Here is a 1,827-nt window from a genome sequence, read left to right on the forward strand (position 1 = left end):
GATATGAACGACGGATTTGCCTATCGTTCGCCCTACATCCTTAGACCGGGACAACCATCGCCCGGCTCGGCTACCTTCCTGCGTCACACCTGTTAATACGCTAAACGCACCAGCACGGGGTCGTACGCTAGGCCCAACGCTTCACCCCGAAGGGATCCATCAAAGGGATTCAGATACTTAGCACTACTGGATTGTCTTGGGCGGTTCTTCGCCGGTACGGGAATATCAACCCGTTGTCCATCGACTACGCCTGTCGGCCTCGCCTTAGGTCCCGACTTACCCAGGGAAGATTAGCTTGACCCTGGAACCCTTGGTCTTCCGGAGGACGGGTTTCTCACCCGTCTTTCGCTACTCATGCCTGCATTCTCACTCGTGTGGCATCCACGGCTGGTTCACACCGCCGCTTCACTCGCCACACGACGCTCTCCTACCCATCAACACGGCTGGACCACGAAGGCCTACCACTAATGTCAATGCCACAACTTCGGTGGCGTGCTTGAGCCCCGTTACATTGTCGGCGCGGAATCACTTGACCAGTGAGCTATTACGCACTCTTTCAAGGGTGGCTGCTTCTAAGCCAACCTCCTGGTTGTCTGTGCAACTCCACATCCTTTCCCACTTAGCACGCGCTTAGGGACCTTAGTTGGTGGTCTGGGTTGTTTCCCTCTCGACTATGAAGCTTATCCCCCACAGTCTCACTGCTGCGCTCTCACTTACCGGCATTCGGAGTTTGGCTGACGTCAGTAAGCTTTTGGGCCCCATCGGCCATCCAGTAGCTCTACCTCCGGCAAGAAACACGCAACGCTGCACCTAAATGCATTTCGGAGAGAACCAGCTATCACGAAGTTTGATTGGCCTTTCACCCCTATCCACAGCTCATCCCCTCCATTTTCAACTGAAGTGGGTTCGGTCCTCCACGACGTCTTACCGTCGCTTCAACCTGGCCATGGATAGATCACTTCGCTTCGGGTCTAGACCCTGCGACTGAATCGCCCTATTCGGACTCGCTTTCGCTACGGCTGCCCCACACGGGTTAACCTCGCCACAGAGCACTAACTCGCAGGCTCATTCTTCAAAAGGCACGCCGTCACCCCTACAAGGAGGCTCCGACGGTTTGTAAGCAAACGGTTTCAGGTACTATTTCACTCCCCTCCCGGGGTACTTTTCACCTTTCCCTCACGGTACTTGTCCGCTATCGGTCATCTGGGAGTATTTAGGCTTATCAGGTGGTCCTGACAGATTCACACGGGATTTCTCGGGCCCCGTGCTACTTGGGATACTCTTCACGCCATAACACCATTTCGACTACGGGGCTCGCACCCGCTCTGGCCAGGCGTTCAAACCTGTTCGTCTATGATGCGCTGTAACGTTCACCGGCCGGCAGACCGGAACGAAAAGTCCCACAACCCCGGCCATGCAACCCCTGCCGGGTATCACACATGACTCGGTTTAGCCTCTTCCGCGTTCGCTCGCCACTACTGACGGAATCACTGTTGTTTTCTCTTCCTGTGGGTACTGAGATGTTTCACTTCCCCACGTTCCCTCTACCCGCCCTATATATTCAGGCGGGAGTCACCAGGTCACCACAAGGGGCCTGGCGGGGTTTCCCCATTCGGAAATCCTCGGATCACAGCTCGTTTATCAGCTCCCCGAGGCTTATCGCAGATTACGACGTCCTTCTTCGGCTCCAGATGCCAAGGCATTCACCGTTTGCTCTTATGAACTTGCTAATCACATGAGTTAAGAAACTACAACTCGAAAAGTTGCAGATCCAATGATTTGCATGACCGCAGCCCGAAAGCCGCGCCATGCGAATCTTGTCGATCC

The 1,827-nt window shown here is 54.9% G+C and carries 1 rRNA gene (running past one end of the window); it reads right to left on the reverse strand.

The features are described from left to right. Positions 1 to 1,730, reverse strand: a 23S ribosomal RNA gene (locus C5C55_RS16145); it reaches 1,487 nt to the left of the window's first position. Between the last annotated feature and the right edge of the window lie 97 nt (positions 1,731 to 1,827).

Origin of the sequence: Rathayibacter sp. AY1C2 (assembly GCF_002931195.1) — a bacterium.
Lineage (GTDB): Bacteria > Actinomycetota > Actinomycetes > Actinomycetales > Microbacteriaceae > Rathayibacter.